Consider the following 16160-nt stretch of genomic DNA (forward strand, 5'->3'; position numbering starts at 1 on the left):
GCCATGAATCTGGAAACCAGTCACGAAACAGAGCTTCTGGTTAGCACTGTTCGCCGATTTGTCGAAACAGAGATGTATCCGCATGAAGAAGAGGTGGACCGCTTAGGCTATGTGCCCGAGGAGATCGGCCGCCAGATTGAGGCGAGGTCGCATGAATTGGGCCTCTTCGCCTGCAACCTGCCCGAAGAGGTCGGTGGCGGAGGGCTGGGATATGGACCCATGTCCCTGATCGAGCGGGAATACGGCCGTACAAGCCATGCGCTACAAAGCTGGGCGGCGCGCCCGACGGAATTGCTGATGGCCTGCGAAGGAGACCAGCGTGAGCGATATTTGCTTCCTGCCGTGCGCGGTGAAAAGCGTGAGCTCTTTGCCTTGACAGAGCCTGACGCAGGTTCGGATGTCATGGGGATGAAGACCAATGCGATACGCGACGGGGATGACTGGATCCTGAATGGATCCAAACACTTTATCTCCGGTCCCTGCATGCCGGATTTCGCGATTGTATTTGCTGCAACTGGCACAGATGAAACACCACGCGGCCCACGCAAACGGGTGACGGCTTTTCTGGTCGATGTGGGCCTTCCGGGGTTCGACTGCCGCGAAGGGACGCATTGCGTCAGCTATCGCGGTTACAAGACTTTTGAGTTGAGTTTCGACAATGTGCGTCTTGGTCCGGACCAGATCCTGGGCGAAGAGGGTCGCGGGCTTGAGCTGTCGGGAAAGTGGCTCGGCATGGGGCGTATCTGGGTCGGTGCGACCTGCTGCGGTAAGGCCGAACGCATCCTTGACCTGGCGACCGAGTGGGCCGCAACGCGCAAGCAATTCGGTAAACCGATCGGTACGTTTCAGGCCACCGGCTTCCGTTTGGCGGACGGTGCGATGACGTTGCGCGCGGCCGATCTGATGGTGCAAGACGCCGTTGCACGTGCCGAAGCGGGTGTCATGGGTGATGCAGATGCGGCAATGGTCAAGGTTTACTGCTCAGAGATGCTCAACAAGATCGCCGATGATGCCGTTCAGATTTTTGGTGGCATGGGATTGATGGAGGAAATGCCGATCCAACGGTTCTGGCGCGATAGCCGATTGGAGCGTATTTGGGACGGCACCAGCGAAATCCAACGCCACATCATCACCAGGTCCATCCTGAGGCCACTTGGCGCATGACGCCGGCGCGGCGCGAAAATCTTGAGCGTCTCTTAAAGCCGCGCCACATCGCGTTTATTGGTGGACGTGATGCGACCATTGCCGTGCGCGAAGCCCGCCGGCGTGGATTTCAAGGGCAAATGTGGGCCGTTAATCCCAAACGCGCCGATCTGGATGGCGTGGGCTGTGTTCCCAGCATCTCGGACCTGCCGGAGCCACCTGATGCCGTCTATCTCGCTATCCCTGCGGCCGGGGTGACTGATGCCCTGAGAGAATTGGAACAGATGGGTGCAGGTGGTGTCGTTTGTTTTTCCGCGGGCTTCAAGGAAACTGGCGACATACAATCGGAACGAGATCTGATCGAAGTCGCCGGAGATATGGCTCTGATCGGCCCAAACTGCTATGGCATGATCAACTATATCGACAATGCCGCTCTTTGGTCATTTGAACATGGCGGCTGGTCGCCGGGATACGGTGCAGCGATCGTTACCCAGTCCGGTATGTTCTCATCCGACATCACAATGAGCGCGCGTTCCTTGCCAATGGCCTATATGGTTTCTGCAGGCAATCAGGCGGTCTTGGGGATTGAGGAATTCCTGGATGCCTTTGCTGAAGACCCGGCTGTGCGCGCCATTGGATTGCACATCGAAGGGTTGCGTGACATTGCTGCTTTTGAACGCGCCGCGCTGAAAGCCCTGGATCGGGGGGTTCCGGTTGTCGCACTGAAGACCGGCAATTCCGCCATTGGGGCGACTCTGACGGTCAGTCACACCGGCTCTCTGTCTGGTTCGAGCGAGCTTTATCAGGCACTGTTTGATCGCACCGGGGTGATCGACGTCACCAGCCCGTCGCAGTTTCTGGAAACACTGAAGTACCTCTGCGTAGCAGGCGCGCCGCAAGGCAGGCGTGTCGCTGGCTTTACCTGTTCTGGGGGCGGGGCGACGATGCTGGCAGATCACTCGGAAAGGATTGGTGTGTGCTTTCCCAAAGTGGGCTCTGCAGGGCAGGAAAGCCTGACCAGTTTGCTGCCTGAGATCGCGACGGTTTCCAACCCGCTGGACTATACGACCCCGATCTGGGGACAGGGCGATAAGACTTACCCGGTTTTTGCCACGGCGCTATCGGCCCTCAACGCGGATCTGGCTGTTCTGGTGCAGGACTACCCGGCAGAAGGGTTGGACGCGTCCAAGATCTACTACCAGAACGATGCTGCAGCTTTTGCGCAGGCCGCTCAGGAACACTCCGTCCCGGCAGCGATCTGCGCGACCCTACCTGAAAATCTTGATCGTGGAACCCGCAGGCATCTCATAGAACTGGGGGTTGCGCCTATGCAGGGTATTCATGAGACGTTGAATGCCATGCGCGACGCAATTTGGTGGTCCGAAGCAAGGGCGCGGACAAGGATTGACCGGCCTGCTGCCTTGCGACCCGGTGCAACTATCTCGAACCCAGTAGTATTGACCGAAGACAAAGGTAAATCCTGGCTCAGGCAAAGGGCTGTTTCTGTGCCAAACGGACATGTCTGCAACGCGGCCGAGGCAGCTGGCGTTGCGCAGGATATCGGCTATCCGGTCGCGCTGAAAATGATGTCACCAAGCTTGCCTCACAAGACCGAAGCGGGCGCGGTCGCTTTGGGGATCAAGGATGCGGAGGGGCTGTCCTCGGCGATCAAGGCAATGATGGCAACGGTTGCGGCTTATGACCGCGCGGCGGTGACGGATCGCTTCCTGATCGAAGCCATGTCGCCCAAGCCGCTTGCAGAGCTGATCGTCACGCTGCGTGCTGATCCGCAATTTGGTCCCAGCTTGGTGATTGGTAGCGGCGGTGTTTTGACCGAGTTGGTCCGAGATGCGCGCACTGTATTGTTGCCTGCCTCAAAAGACGAGATCGAGCGCGCATTGTGTTCGCTCCGTGTAGCTCGACTGTTGGAAGGGTACCGGGGCAGTCAAAAAGCGGATATTCCGCGAATTTCGGATGCGCTGCACCGGTTTTGTGCGGCCTTCCTAGAGGCGCGCAGCCAGGTCGCAGAGGTCGAGATCAACCCGATGTTTGTCTACCCAGATCACATCGTCGCCGTTGATGCCCTGATCCAGGTGCCCCGGTCATGAGCAGGAATAGGATCATACCCAATCCCGATCTGGCTGTTGGAGACGACAACAAGCAACGGTGGAACCAGCCGGAATTTCGCCGGCATGGGTTCCACAACGCATATCGGCTGTTCCGCCGATGTCTCATGGTGCGTTCCAGAGAGGTTTTGCAGCTGGAAGCCGCCGAGCAGAATCTGTGCGCCCGAGTGCCTGAACTGGCACAAATGCTTGCCCATCCGGCGTTCTCTGCGTTCTGCTGTTTAAAGAACGACAAGATCATTCTGGAAAAAGCCGCAAATGACTTTTCGACCTCAGCGCCGCATTCCATCCAGTCGGTGACAAAGCTACACATCCACTTAATCATAGGTCGTCTGCTTGCACAGGGGCTGTTGTCATTGGACGCGCGGGTCCGCGACTATCTGCCGGGTATCGGCAGCGGGTATGCCGAGGCCAGCATTCAATCTTTGCTCGACATGAACGTCGATAACGACTTCACCGAGGATTATGCTGACCCCGCTGCCGACTGCTATACTGAAGAGGTCGCCCTGGGTTGGCGCTTGCCCGGCGAGGGTGAAAAGGAAATCACGCTTGCGGAATTTGCGGCCTCGATCACTGGTTTCAGGGTAAACTCGGGGGTGCGACAAGCCGACTATAAATCCGCGAACACGGATGTCCTGACCCTGATAGCGGCCGAGGTTTCGCCCATTCCACTAGCTGAACAAATCGAAGAAATTGTTGATGCGGCAGGATACGAGGGCGCCTTTCACATCAGCCTCAGCAAGGACGGGCACCCAGCGTTTTCTGGTGGCGGTTGCCTAAGCGTGCGCGACCTCGCGCGGTTCGGGTTGCTACTGGCGCGGGAAGGCCGCGACCTGCACGGTCGACCTATGGCCAACATCGGTTTCCTGCAAGAAACTCTGATCCGCCGCGCGCCAGCGATGACATCACCCAAGAATTGGCTCAAGTACTCAAACCAGACCATGACCGACGGTCGATTAATCGGTCATGCTGGCTATGGAGGGCAGTTCCTCATGGTGGATATGGTCACCGGCACCAGCTGTGCATTCTTAAGTGTGCTGGAGAATGACTCGGGTTACGATGACACCTATATGGGAGAGCTGGCCACAACGCTTCGAGACGTCTGCCTTTCTGTCATTTGACGGGTTTGCAGTTGCCGAGCTAAGTGTCAGCGGGGAAGGCACGGATTGGCCGCTTTGCAGTCCTTGACCTGGGCCGAATCTTTTAGAGTGATCCGACCCACTCTTCGAGCATCCAGTTTCGATCACCTAAACTGAACTTCTTCTCAGCGCGGCATTTACGTCTGTCGGGATATCCTGCCGAAGTTGTCAACAAGGCATGTCGCGGGTGTAACTCAACCCGCTCGAAGTCGCTTATCGCGGAGCAATTGTTCGAAACAACAGCGCAGGTTTGTGACCCGACCGTCCCGACGTATTGCACTGCACGCGGAGGCAAAATGATTTTTGGTTGGCCAAAGGGTAAATAGAACTTCGATGTTTACCTTCTGGTTCTGGGTTAAGAAGTTTTGAACAAACGGAGATTATCACGCATGGATATTGAAGGACTATCTGCGATCGTGACCGGGGCAGGATCAGGACTGGGGCTTGCTACTGCACAGGCGCTCAGCAAAGCCGGAGCACGAGTTACCTTGCTGGACCTCGATGAAGTTCGGGTAAAAAACGCGGCAGCGGAAATCGGCGCGCTTGGCATAGGTTGTGATGTTATCAACAGTTCTGCGGTCGAGGCCGCTTTGGATCTGGCCGAAGACCGGAGCGGACCAATTCGCATAGTTGTCAACTGTGCGGGCATCCCCGGCGGTATGCGACTTGTCGGACGGGACGGTCCAGTTGATATGGAAGCTTTCGCGAGGGTGATCAACGTCAACCTGATGGGAACCGTCAGCGTCATGACGAAATGCGCAGCCCGGATGATGCAGCAGGAGCCGCTCAATCAAGATGGCGAGCGCGGGATTATCATCAACACAGGCTCGATTACTTCAATCGAGGGTCAAATTGGGCAGGGGGCTTATGTGGCTTCAAAGGGCGCGATTGCCAGTCTGACATTGCAGGCCGCCCGTGAATTCATGCCCCGCGGAGTGCGGGTCATGACAATTGCGCCCGGATTATTTCGCACTCCGATCGCTGATCATATTCCGCAGGAGGTAATCGACGGGATGCTAGATGGCCGGATGTTTCCAAACAGGTTTGGCGAGCCCGCGGAATTTGGGCGCCTTGCCGTTAACATCATCCAAAACCCTATGTTGAACGGCGAGACCATTCGTCTTGACGCAGGCGTGCGGCTTCAAGCCGGATAGGTCTCTCGAATGCGCTTGTTTTCGAGGTCGTTTTCTGACGTCTCGATCAGCCACTCGCGAAAATTTTGGGCATCAGGATGGTCGCGATCCGCTTCCGGTGCGATCAAGTAGAAAGCCTCCTGCAGGGGCGCTTCGAGCTCGAAGGGTTCAACAAGTCGTCCGCGCTCGATCTCGACGCCGCACATTGAGGACCGTGCTAAAGCTACACCGCCACCACGAGAGGCAAACTCGAAAGCAAGCAGCGAGGTGTCGAACTGTAACCCCTGGCCCGAGTTGACACCGCTTGCCTTTGCATAACGCAACCAGTCAGCCCAACCCTCCTCGTAACCGAGCACGTGTAGCAGGCGATGGTGGGCAAGATCATCTGGTTTGCGGATCGCTTTGGAACCCTCAAGCAAAATTGGAGAGCAAACCGGTTTGATCACCTCCCAAGTTAACCGGTCGGCTTTGTATCCTGGCCACTTCCCTGTGCCGTATTGGATATCGAGATCAAACCGCTCATTGTCGAACTGATCTCCCCATACACTTGAGACCAGACGCACTTCAGTGTCCGGGTGGCGGTCAAAGAATCCCTGAAGTCGCGGCGCGATCCAGTTAACTGAATACCCGACCGGCGCCCGCACGGTCAGGACTTCGGAGCGCCGCAGGCCAAACACTTCCTCGGTTCCCGCGGCCAGGCGTTCAAAGCCGTCTCTGACCTTCGGTAGATAGGCGGCGCCCACTTTGGTCAGGACCAGACTTCTGGGTTTGCGCTCAAAGAGCGGCTCGCGCAAGTAATGCTCCAGCAATTTCACTTGTTTGCTGATCGCTGCTTGTGTCAGGTTCAGTTCCTGCGCCGCATGGGTAAAGCTCAGATGCCTGGCCGACGCTTCGAATGCGCGCAGCCAGGTCAGGTGGGGAAGTCGCCGTGTGCTCATGGCCAACTCAAGCATAATTTCAGTTAGGTTATAGATAGATTATCCATCGCTTGAACGCCAAGAGAATCTCGGTGCAGATTGACGTTGAGACAATATGGAGCTGACGACTTGCAACCAGAAGATACCTTGGGATTAGACCCGATTAAGCTGTCGCGCATCACCAATTGGATGAACGCCCATGTGCATGACGGACGCCTTTCTGGTCTGGCTGTGCAAATATCTCGCCGGGGAAAGATATGTTTTTCGGAGCGTGCGGGATTTGCCGATGCAAAGTCGAAGCGGCCTGTATTACCTGATACTATTTGGCGCATTTATTCGATGACCAAACCTGTGACCTCGCTCGCCCTGCTTATGCTCTACGAAGAAGGGGCGTTTCAACTGGATCAGCCCGTTTGCGACTTTCTCCCAGGTTTCTCAAACCCGCAGGTCTGGAAGGGTCCTGGTCACGCTCTGAACGAGACCGAGCCAGCTGACCGGGGTATTACAATCCATGATCTTCTCACACACCAGGCGGGGATCGTCTATGGTGATCCGCAGGGAAACGAGCTGGAGCGTGCCCTTTCGGATAGCGGTCTCGATTTTGACAGAGGTCTTACGACGATGGCGGAAGCTGTTGAAGTGCTAGCCAGTTTTCCCTTGGCCTTTCAGCCGGGTGACCGTTGGTTTTATGGCCTTTCGACGGATGTTCTCGGCCATTTGATCGAGGTTATCAGTGGTCAGACTCTCGGAGAATTTCTTAAGACACGGATCTTTGATCCGCTCGGAATGGTGGACACAGGCTTCGCCGTATCGGCCGATAAGTCTGGCCGCTTGGCCACGCTCTATGACCGCGCGCCAGGCGGCTTTGTTGCTTCTGATGATCAGCAAGGTTTCATTGCGCCGGTTACCTTGGAAAGCGGGGGCGGTGGGCTGCTCTCCACAATGGACGACTACCAGCGTTTTGCAACGATGCTTCTTCGGCGCGGCAGATGTGACGGAGGCAGGTTATTGGGGCGCAAGGCTTTTGATCTAATGGTATGCAATCACATGGGCGGCGATTTGGCGAGCCGGGGACAGGCTCATTTCAGCGAAACTACCTTTGAGGGGGTTGGCTTCGGACTCGGTGTGTCGGTGATGTTAGACCCGGCGCGGGCCAAGATCATCGGCTCACCCGGTGAATTTGCCTGGGGCGGTATGGCCTCGACCGCCTTTTGGGTGGACCCGATCGAGGAGATGACTGTGATACTTATGACGCAGCTAATTCCTTCGAGCGCCTATACTCTGCGCCGTGAGCTGAGAGTTCTGAGTTACCAGGCGCTGGTGGACTGAGGCGACGTCAGCCTAGGGGCAGGTTCGTCTGGGTCAAATGGCAAGCGATGCTCAATCCACCGGGTAGGTCAAGCAAAGGTGGAGTCCGAGTATCACATGTTCCCGCAATGATATGGGTGCAGCGGTTGGCGAAGGGGCAGCCCCGCGCACCGATTTCGACGCTGCCAGCACTAGCCGCCTTTGCCTCGCTTGTATCTGCCACGCCTTCCAGCCAGCCTTGGCGCATCTCGGGCACCGAAGATAGCAACAGCTTTGTGTAGGGGTGAAAAGGCGGGCGAAAAACCGCTTTTGATGGTCCCTTTTCGACGACACGTCCGGCATACAGTACAACCACCTCATCGGCGAAAGAAGCTACGGTGGAAAGATCGTGACTGATGAACATGTAGGCGACGCCCAGTTTGTCCTTCAGCGATTTCAGGAGTTCGATCACACCTGCGGCCACCACGGTGTCCAGCGCCGAAGTCACCTCGTCACAAAGGATCACCTTGGGCTCGGCGGCAAGCGCGCGAGCGAGATTAATGCGTTGCTTTTGCCCACCAGACAGCTCTCCGGGATATCGGGAGGCGAAATCGCGAGGAAGATCGACCAGTTCCAAGAGGTCGCCGACCTTCTGCGCGCGTGCGCGCCCCTTGAGGTTCAGATAGAATTCCAGCGGACGGCCCAGGATATCGCTGATCCGTTGCCGAGGATTTAGCGCCGTGTCAGCCATTTGAAAGACGATCTGGCAATCCTTGAGCGTTTCAATCGACCGATCCTTCACTGCTGGAGCGGCGGTATTGCCATCGAGTTGGACTTCTCCGCCCTTTAACGGTGTGAGGCCCGCAACAACTCGGGCAAGTGTGCTTTTTCCACAACCACTTTCGCCAATTACGCCCACGACCGAAGCGGCAGGTACATCGACGGATACATCAGAGAGAATGGTCAGAGCGCCATAACCCGCAGTCACGTTCCGTGCCGAAATCACCGGCCTCTGAGCCAGATCTGTCTCCACGTGATCCACCAAGTGTGGAGCAGGACGGACAGCCTCCATCAGTGTGCGAGTGTACTCGTGCTGTGGGTGATGCAAGATCTGATCCGTTGTGCCTTCCTCGACCATCTCGCCGTTTTTTAGCACTAGAATTCGGTCAGCCACCTGCGAGACTACGGCGAGATCATGTGTGACATAAATCGCGGCGGTACCCTGATCGCGGATAATGTCCTTAAAGGCTTTCAGCACCTCGATCTGGGTCGTTACGTCAAGCGCAGTGGTGGGTTCGTCGAGTATCAGAAGGTCGGGTCCACAGGACATGGCCATTGCAGCCATCAAGCGCTGCAACTGACCGCCCGAAACCTGATGTGGAAACTTGTCGCCGACGGTTTCCGCGGCGGGCAAGTCAAGTTTGCGGTAAAGCTCTATTGCATTCGCGGTCAGAGTTTCGGCATCTCCGGTGCCATGCCAAAGAGGTGCCTCGATAACTTGCTTGCCGATCCTAAGCGCAGGGTTGAAGCTGGCTGCCGCCGATTGTGCCACGTAAGACACTTCGTCCCCGCGCAAGCTGTGGCGGTCGCGTGGGGGCAATTTCATAATGTCCCGTCCGTTCAGCCAGACTTCACCCCCTGAGATGCGACATCCGGGGCGGGCAAAACCCATTGATGCCAGAGAGATTGTAGATTTGCCCGAGCCGCTTTCGCCAATGAGTGCCAACACTTCGCCCTCGGCGACGCTCATGGACACGCCCTTGACAATTGGCACATAGTTACCGCCTGGGGGGCGTCCCTCGACGCGCAGGTCCTTGATGGTCAGAATGTCGGTCATTGGTCGATCTTCTCCAGAACAGTTTCGCCTTGCTGGCGCTGTTGGAACCAGTCAACAAGCAGGTTCATGGAAACGGTCAAGGAGGCAATGCATGCAGCTGGTATAAGCGCTGCGGACGAACCGAGGAACAGCCCCCCCACGTTTTCCTGCACCATGAGCCCCCAGTCGGCCGCAGGTTCATGCACTCCTAGGCCAAGAAACGACAGGCCCGAAAGGAACAGGATCGAAAAGGTGAATCGAAGGCCAAACTCGGCAATCAAGGGGGCCATGGAATTGGGTAAGATCTCACGTGTCAGAATCCACCAGGTGCCTTCGCCCCGCGCACGGGCAGCCTCGACAAAATCCATAACGCCGATGTCATAGCCAAGTGCTCGAGAGACACGGAATACGCTGGTCGAGAGGACCAACCCAACAGTCAGAACAAGCACTGTGATAGAAGTACCGAAGGCGCCTATGACAACCAAAGCCAATAGGGTGGAGGGGAAAGCCATGAATGCCTCGACAACGCGGCTTACTACGATATCGAACCAGCCTCTCAGAATCGCGGCGGCAAAACCGAGTGCGACGCCGAATAAAAAAGAGATCATGGTGGTGACAAGTGCCAGCAACAGCGTTGTACGTACTCCATAGATCAGGCGGGACAATACATCTCGTCCCAGCTTGTCAGTACCCAGCAAACCGCCTTCGCCTATCGGTGCAAAGGTCTGGCCTGAGATGATTTCGGCTTCACCATGGGGTGCGATCCATGGCCCAAAAAACGCAAGGATGAGCCAGAACAGCAGCACCGCGCCGGCAATACCTGCAGTCCAGGTCAGGCGCAGGCCCGCAAAGACGGAGGCCCGGGGAGTGGGGATATCGGTTGCTTCGCTCATTTTGGGTACCTTAAGCGCGGGTTCGCCATGATGGACAGGACGTCGGCCAGTAGATTCAGAAGGATATAGACAGTGCCAAAAATCATTGCACAGGCCTGGATGAGTGGAATGTCCCTCAGAGTGACACCGTCGACCAGAAGCCGCGTTAAGCCGGGTACGCCAAACACGGTTTCAACGATAATGACACCGGACACCATGTAACTCAGATTAAGTGCAATAACCGTGAAGATCGGCGACAGCGCGTTAGGCAGCGCGTGGCGCAAAACCAGCCTACGCTTGGGCAAGCCCTTGAGTGCTGCCATCTCCAAGTATGGGGAGGTGAAGATGTTGATGACGGACGAACGTGTCATCCGCATCATGTGCGCCAGAACGGCAAAACTGAGGGTGGCTACGGGGAGAGCCAAGGCCCGGAAATTCTGCCAGAAATCAAAGTAGGGCCGCGTGTTGGCTGACGCGGAGAGCCACTTTAGTTCGACTGCAAAAACTTTCATCAGAATGAGACCAATGAAGAATTCAGGCACTGCAATCAACGCAAGTGTGGTCATGGCAAGAGTTTTGTCGATCCGGCCACCGGCGCGCATCGCGGACCAAAGGCCAAGAGCCAAAGACATCGGAACCGAGATTGCCGCTGCCAAAAGCGCAAGCCGCAGAGTGTTCCACATACGGCTTTCTATCATGTCAGCCACAGGTCGCTTGGTGGCCAATGATGTCCCCAGATCCCCTTGAATCATACCGCCCAGCCAATCGAGATAACGCACTACTGCAGGGCGGTTGAGTCCCATCTCTTCGCGAAGCGCGGTAAGCGATTCTTCGGTGCGGCTTTGTCCTAGAATGGCTTCAGCAACGTCGCCCGGAAGGATTTCCGTCGCGCCGAAGATAATGATGGAAGCAAGGAGCAAGGTTAGTAAACCCTGAGCCAGGCGGGTCAGAATAATTCGGTACACCTTGGTCCTCCCTTCAAGGCTTCCGGCATATTCGGCGCAAGCTTGAAGCGAGACAAACAACCATAGCGACCAGATTGGGGTCGTTTTGGTTATAGCAAAGGCATGTGTATTCTTTTGTTTGGGCAAAGACCGAGATTTTGTTGTTTGTTCCGCAGGGCTGGAGAACGCAAAGACTGGGGCGATCGGAGATGCCCATGACTGCCTATTCCTACCCATTGTTGATCAAGCAAATCCTCGCCACGCCGCTGGCAAACACGCCAGATCAGGAGATCGTACACGCCGATACGAAGCGGTATGACTACCGCACTTTTGCCAGGCGCGTCGGCCAGGCTGCAGGGGCGTTGCGCTCACTTGGCGTGGGTGAGGGTAGCGTTGTGGCCGTTCTGGATTGGGACAGCCATCGGTATCTCGAGTGTTTCTTTGCTATTCCGATGATCGGGGCCACGCTGCATACCGTGAACATCCGATTGTCGCCGGATCAGATCCTCTACACGATCAACCATGCAGAGGACGACGTAATCCTGTGCCACGTCGACTTTTTGCCACTTCTACTCGAGATCTCTGAGCGGATCGAGCGGCCTTGGCGGTTGGTAATCCTCAGCGACGATGGGGTGTTCCCCGAGGTGGAGTCCTCGGAAGGCGAGTACGAGGCCCTGCTGCAGCAGTGCGAACCGGAGCAAGAATTCCCGGATTTTGACGAGAATATCCGAGCGACGCTTTTCTACACGACCGGTACCACAGGTGATCCCAAGGGGGTCAGCTACTCCCAGCGCCAACTGGTTTTGCACACAATGGCGGTCGCGGCCGGATTAGGCCCGGTACCAGGCGGCGGGCTGAACCGAAGCGATGTCTACATGCCGATAACCCCGCTGTTTCATGTGCATGGTTGGGGCATACCCTATGTCGCCACATTGATGGGCCTTAAACAAGTCTATCCTGGTCGTTACGATCCCGCCCGCCTGTTGGGGCTAATCGAAAAGCACGGTGTTACGTTCTCGCATTGTGTACCGACGATACTTGCGATGCTTCTGAATGCATCTGAAGTCGCGCAAACAGATCTCAGCAACTGGAAGGTCATCATAGGCGGTTCTGCTCTGTCCGAAGGTCTGGCAAGGCAGGCATTAGAGCACGGAGTTGACGTGCACGCTGCCTATGGCATGTCAGAGACCTGTCCGTTCCTAACAGTGGCGGACATGATGGCCACGCGGGACCCGCAAACACCGCTGAGTGCTCGGATTGCAACAGGAAAACCCGCGCCATTTGTGCAAATCCGTGTGGTTGATGGGGATATGAACGATGCCCCTCGCGATGGAAGGACGACGGGAGAAATTGTGGCGCGCGCGCCCTGGCTAACTCAAGGTTATCTGAAAAACGAGGCCGGGACGGGGGCACTTTGGCAAGGCGGCTGGCTGCATACTGGAGATGTCGGGTTCATCGACGAAACGGGCACGTTGCGGATCACCGACCGGGTTAAAGATGTGATCAAGACCGGAGGCGAATGGGTGTCTTCGCTTGAACTGGAAAACCTCGCGAGCACCGTTGAAGGTGTGAGTGAAGCGGCCGCCATTGGCGTTCCAGACACGAAATGGGGGGAACGCCCTATGCTGATTGTTACCTGCTGTGATGAAACCGAAAAAACCTACGACCGTCTTCGTATGGCGTTCGATGTGGCGGTGGACCAAGGGGCGATTTCGAAATGGGCGATCCCAGACCGGATTGAGTTTACCGACAGCTTGCCAAGAACGTCGGTTGGCAAGCTGGACAAGAAGGCCCTTAGGGCCCGGTTCATCTAATAGGAAGGTTCGTGATATGAAAGATGTCGTTGTCGTATCAACCGCTCGAACACCCATAGGGTCGGCATTCAAGGGTGCCTTCAATAACTCGAAGTCGCCGACACTCGCTGGATACGCCATACGAGCCGCCGTCAGTCGGGCCGGTATCGATCCAGCAGAGGTAGAAGATGTGGTGCTGGGATCGGTCCTGACCGCTGGGACTGCCGGCCTGAACATCGCCCGCCTGGCAGCGCTTGCAGGTGGTCTCCCGGCAACGGCGGCAGCCCAAACTCTCGATCGTCAATGTGCCTCGGGCCTGATGGCCGTTGCCACAGCGGCAAAACAGATTTCGGTCGACGGAATGGGCATTGTCGTGGCGGGAGGACAAGAGAATATTTCCGCGGTGCAGGCCAGGTATTTCGACTGGGTCATGGACGAAAAAGACCCAGCCGTAGTCCAAGCCTCAGAGCACGCGTATATGCCGATGCTTGTAACCGCCGAAAATGTAGCGCGACTGCACGGGGTAACTCGTGAGGCACAGGATGAATTCGCGGCACTGTCGCAAACGCGCACTGTCGCCGCCCAGGCTGCAGGGGCATTCGACGATGAAATCGTACCTGTAACAGCGACCAAGCTGGTCAAAAACCGCGAATCTGGCGAAATTACCGAAGAAACCGTTACGATTAGGCAAGACGAAGGCAACCGGCCGGGAACGACAATCGAAACGCTTGCGGGGCTGAAGCCGGTTGTTGAAGCCGGTGTCGTGACCGCAGGAAACGCGAGCCAATTGGCCGACGGGGCATCGGCCTGTGTGCTGATGTCGGCCCGTATGGCCGAACGGCGCGGCTTCGCTCCACTAGGCGTATACCGGGGCCTTGCTGTGGCAGGTTGCGCTCCGGAGGAGATGGGCATGGGACCAGTTTATGCTGTTCCGAAGCTACTGGAGCGTGCCGGATTGAAAGTGGATGACGTTGGTCTTTGGGAATTGAACGAGGCATTCGCAGCCCAGGCCATTCCCTGCCGGGATCAGCTGGGTATTGACCCCGAAAGGCTAAACGTGAATGGCGGCGCGATTTCCGTCGGTCACCCCTATGGAATGACTGGCTCCCGGTTGGTTGGCCACGCGTTGATTGAGGCGAAGCGGCGCGGGGTTCGGTATGTTGTCGTCACCATGTGCGTCGGCGGTGGTATGGGTGCAGCCGGGCTTTTCGAAGTCTGCTGACATTTCCATAACCTCAGTTATGGCAATGTCATGGAATCGGTTGTTTGTGTACCGGGTGCCGTCCGCTCAAACTTCGATGAACAGCGGGTGCAACCCGCATCGGTCATCTGGGAGGAAAAAATGTCCGACATCGATAGCTTGGTACGCCAATATAAGGCGGGATCGCTCAGTCGTCGCGGTTTTTTCAAACGCGCAGGCGCTTTTGGTTTATTGGTGCCCACAGCCAGCGGCATTCTTGCCCAGGCAGGTCCCGCATACGCTCAGTCGCCAACACGCGGTGGTTGGCTGCGGATCGCGCAGGGCAACACCGATGATACCCTAGAGCCCGTCAGGATGACGGATACTTCGGATGCAGTCTACGGCAATTGCGTCTACCAGCGATTGACTCGTTTGCTACCCTCGCTTGAGGTCGAAGGCGACGCTGCAGAGGAATGGAGTGTCAACGATGCAGCTACCGAATGGACATTCAAGTTGCGCGATGGCCTAGTTTTCCAAAACGGTCAGAACGTCACCTCAGCCGATGTAGTCGAAAGCCTGTCGCGCCACATTGCCGAGGGTTCGGAATCGCCTGCCAAGGCTCTGCTTTCGACAGTCACTGCAATCGATGCACCCGATGCTATGACCGTAAAGATCACCTTGTCCTCGGGCAATGCAGACCTGCCGGTGATCATGTCAGACTACCATCTGTCCATCCATCCAGCCGGGCACAGCGATTTCACGAATGCAATTGGCTCCGGCCCGTTCAAGGTGATGGAATTCATTCCCGGCGAGCGAGTGGTTTTCGAACGTTTCGAAAACTACTATGAGGACGGTAAGCCTTACCTAGATGGCTTGGATTTCATCCCTGTTCCGGACGCAAACGCAATGTTGAGCGCGTTGTTAGCGGGGGATGTAGACTCCGTATACGACGTTCCGGCCTTCGCTGTTGATCAGCTCAACTCCAACGACGCTGTGACGCTTCACAATACACCGACTGGTTCGTTTACCAACATGGTGATGATGGTGGACCGCGCTCCGACAAATGACGCGAATTTCCGTAAAGGTGTCAAACACGCGTTGGACCGTGAACTTGTTTTGAACCAGGTGTTCAAGGGAATAGGTACTATTTCAGCAGACACACCGATTGGCCCGACCTACAAGTACTGGTGCCCGGACGTAAAGCCTGCCGAATACGATCCCGACAAGGCAAAGTTCTACTTCGACAAGGCAGGGGTTTCGGGCTTCGACCTCCATACGTCCGAGACTGCTGGGAATTCGGCAAACGACATTGCCTTGACTTTCCAGCAATCTGCAAAGGGAGCGGTAGATGTAAATGTGATAAAAACCCCATCGGACGGGTACTGGACCCACACCTGGATGCAGAAACCAATGACCATGTCGGGCTGGAACGCTCGACCTACTGTCGATGCCTTCCTGACCATCGCTCACATGAAGGGTGGCAGTTGGAACGAGACCATGTGGGGATCTGACGAATTCGATTCCATGATCCTGGCGGCCCGCGCCGAATTGGATGAGGCAAAACGCGCGCAGATGTATTGCGACATGTTGCATATGATGAACGACGATGGCGGCTTTGTGAACGCCGTGTTCCAGAACCAACTTGAGGCAACAGCAGAAAACGTCATGGGGTACACACCCCATCCGGTTGGAACTCTTGGTGGGTTTGGTCAGACTCTACGTAATATCTGGCTTACCTAAGGCTGCTTTCTCCCCGTCAGTGGCACCAGTCAACTGACCTTGGGTCGCCGGTTCCACCCGGACCGGCGGC

12 protein-coding genes are annotated in these 16160 nt (G+C 56.5%); 8 read left to right on the top strand and 4 right to left on the bottom strand.

The window, feature by feature from the left end:
- Positions 1-3 precede the first annotated feature (3 nt).
- The 4 genes from ACT2B1_RS20290 to ACT2B1_RS20305 all read left to right on the top strand — a co-directional run bounded on the left by ACT2B1_RS20290 (position 4) and on the right by ACT2B1_RS20305 (position 5562).
- The gene (locus tag ACT2B1_RS20290; protein ID WP_170463741.1) at positions 4-1164 is read left to right on the top strand and encodes an acyl-CoA dehydrogenase family protein; all 1161 of its coding nucleotides are present in this window, start codon (positions 4-6) and stop codon (positions 1162-1164) included.
- Positions 1161-3251: an acetate--CoA ligase family protein gene (locus tag ACT2B1_RS20295; protein ID WP_481669057.1), complete on the top strand. Its 2091-nt coding sequence runs from the start codon at positions 1161-1163 to the stop codon at positions 3249-3251. Before ACT2B1_RS20290 ends, ACT2B1_RS20295 begins: the two co-directional genes overlap by 4 nt.
- A complete protein-coding gene (locus ACT2B1_RS20300) occupies positions 3248-4390 on the top strand; it encodes a serine hydrolase domain-containing protein (RefSeq protein ID WP_481669058.1) in 1143 nt (380 codons plus the stop codon). The genes ACT2B1_RS20295 and ACT2B1_RS20300 overlap by 4 nt, the downstream gene beginning before the upstream one ends.
- Before the next feature lie 407 nt (positions 4391-4797).
- Positions 4798-5562, top strand: coding sequence for an SDR family NAD(P)-dependent oxidoreductase (locus tag ACT2B1_RS20305; protein WP_170724910.1), 765 nt, complete (start codon positions 4798-4800; stop codon positions 5560-5562).
- Here ACT2B1_RS20305 and gcvA read toward each other — a convergent pair.
- A complete protein-coding gene (gene gcvA / locus ACT2B1_RS20310; RefSeq protein WP_170570577.1) occupies positions 5550-6479 on the bottom strand; it encodes a transcriptional regulator GcvA in 930 nt (309 codons plus the stop codon). The genes ACT2B1_RS20305 and gcvA overlap by 13 nt on opposite strands.
- 108 nt (positions 6480-6587) lie before the next feature.
- Here gcvA and ACT2B1_RS20315 point away from each other — a divergent pair, with 108 nt between their 5' ends.
- Positions 6588-7787, top strand: coding sequence for a serine hydrolase domain-containing protein (locus ACT2B1_RS20315; protein WP_254451556.1), 1200 nt, complete (start codon positions 6588-6590; stop codon positions 7785-7787).
- Positions 7788-7794: 7 nt separating this feature from the next.
- Here ACT2B1_RS20315 and ACT2B1_RS20320 read toward each other — a convergent pair whose 3' ends face one another.
- Genes ACT2B1_RS20320 through ACT2B1_RS20330 form a run of 3 tightly spaced genes read right to left on the bottom strand, consistent with a single transcriptional unit; the run spans position 7795 to position 11398 of the window.
- Entirely contained in the window at positions 7795-9582 is a 1788-nt protein-coding gene (locus ACT2B1_RS20320) for an ABC transporter ATP-binding protein (RefSeq protein WP_481669059.1), read from the bottom strand.
- Positions 9579-10454: an ABC transporter permease gene (locus ACT2B1_RS20325; RefSeq protein WP_481669060.1), complete on the bottom strand. Its 876-nt coding sequence runs from the start codon at positions 10452-10454 to the stop codon at positions 9579-9581. The genes ACT2B1_RS20320 and ACT2B1_RS20325 overlap by 4 nt, the downstream gene beginning before the upstream one ends.
- Positions 10451-11398, bottom strand: coding sequence for an ABC transporter permease (locus ACT2B1_RS20330; RefSeq protein ID WP_170418369.1), 948 nt, complete (start codon positions 11396-11398; stop codon positions 10451-10453). Before ACT2B1_RS20330 ends, ACT2B1_RS20325 begins: the two co-directional genes overlap by 4 nt.
- A gap of 194 nt (positions 11399-11592) precedes the next feature.
- Here ACT2B1_RS20330 and ACT2B1_RS20335 point away from each other — a divergent pair, with 194 nt between their 5' ends.
- The 3 genes from ACT2B1_RS20335 to ACT2B1_RS20345 all read left to right on the top strand — a co-directional run bounded on the left by ACT2B1_RS20335 (position 11593) and on the right by ACT2B1_RS20345 (position 16090).
- Positions 11593-13191 carry a fatty acid--CoA ligase gene (locus tag ACT2B1_RS20335; protein ID WP_481669061.1) on the top strand — a complete coding sequence of 533 codons (1599 nt, stop codon included), beginning with the start codon at positions 11593-11595 and terminating at the stop codon, positions 13189-13191.
- A gap of 16 nt (positions 13192-13207) precedes the next feature.
- Entirely contained in the window at positions 13208-14392 is a 1185-nt protein-coding gene (locus tag ACT2B1_RS20340) for an acetyl-CoA C-acyltransferase (protein WP_481669062.1), read from the top strand.
- Positions 14393-14512: 120 nt separating this feature from the next.
- Positions 14513-16090, top strand: a complete 1578-nt coding sequence (locus ACT2B1_RS20345; protein WP_481669063.1) for an ABC transporter substrate-binding protein — start codon at positions 14513-14515, stop codon at positions 16088-16090.
- Positions 16091-16160: the final 70 nt, after the last annotated feature.

This window comes from Ruegeria sp. S263, from assembly GCF_056780525.1.

Bases quoted from the DNA above. Each gene is read 5' to 3' on its own strand.
- ACT2B1_RS20340 (WP_481669062.1), top strand. From the start codon at position 13,208: ATGAAAGATGTCGTTGTCGTATCAACCGCTCGAACACCCATAGGGTCG.
- ACT2B1_RS20325 (WP_481669060.1), bottom strand. From the start codon at position 10,454: ATGAGCGAAGCAACCGATATCCCCACTCCCCGGGCCTCCGTCTTTGCG.
- ACT2B1_RS20345 (WP_481669063.1), top strand. From the start codon at position 14,513: ATGTCCGACATCGATAGCTTGGTACGCCAATATAAGGCGGGATCGCTC.
- ACT2B1_RS20300 (WP_481669058.1), top strand. From the start codon at position 3,248: ATGAGCAGGAATAGGATCATACCCAATCCCGATCTGGCTGTTGGAGAC.
- gcvA (WP_170570577.1), bottom strand. From the start codon at position 6,479: ATGAGCACACGGCGACTTCCCCACCTGACCTGGCTGCGCGCATTCGAA.
- ACT2B1_RS20320 (WP_481669059.1), bottom strand. From the start codon at position 9,582: ATGACCGACATTCTGACCATCAAGGACCTGCGCGTCGAGGGACGCCCC.
- ACT2B1_RS20295 (WP_481669057.1), top strand. From the start codon at position 1,161: ATGACGCCGGCGCGGCGCGAAAATCTTGAGCGTCTCTTAAAGCCGCGC.
- ACT2B1_RS20290 (WP_170463741.1), top strand. From the start codon at position 4: ATGAATCTGGAAACCAGTCACGAAACAGAGCTTCTGGTTAGCACTGTT.
- ACT2B1_RS20305 (WP_170724910.1), top strand. From the start codon at position 4,798: ATGGATATTGAAGGACTATCTGCGATCGTGACCGGGGCAGGATCAGGA.
- ACT2B1_RS20335 (WP_481669061.1), top strand. From the start codon at position 11,593: ATGACTGCCTATTCCTACCCATTGTTGATCAAGCAAATCCTCGCCACG.